Raw genomic sequence first — 248 nt, 5'->3', positions numbered from 1 at the left:
CTGTTGAGCTTGGCGTGCCTTTACTTAAACAGGTTAAGTAAGGTTGCGCTAGGCCATTTTGCGTCGTGCCTACATGTATCCAGCCTTCGTGCACTTCTAGAATATCGAGTTCACGCTGCGAAAACTTCACATCTTTATTTAGCTTAATATTATTAGCCCCAGCTGCTGCATCGCTCACTATGCCATCGCTTAGCATTACCTCTACGTTGATCCCTACCATACTGGCATTAACTTGCTCAGATAAAATA

At 44.0% G+C, this 248-nt stretch carries 1 protein-coding gene; it reads right to left on the bottom strand.

The genetic code is table 11. From position 1 onward, the window contains the following. Nucleotides 1-248, bottom strand: a 248-nt coding sequence (locus AAEY88_RS14880; protein WP_350563635.1) for a tyrosine/phenylalanine carboxypeptidase domain-containing protein, incomplete at both ends; no start/stop codon positions are given.

Origin of the sequence: Psychrobacter sp. CAL346-MNA-CIBAN-0220, from assembly GCF_040309805.1 — a bacterium.
Taxonomy (GTDB): domain Bacteria; phylum Pseudomonadota; class Gammaproteobacteria; order Pseudomonadales; family Moraxellaceae; genus Psychrobacter.
This window is presented reverse-complemented; position numbering and strand designations above follow the sequence as displayed.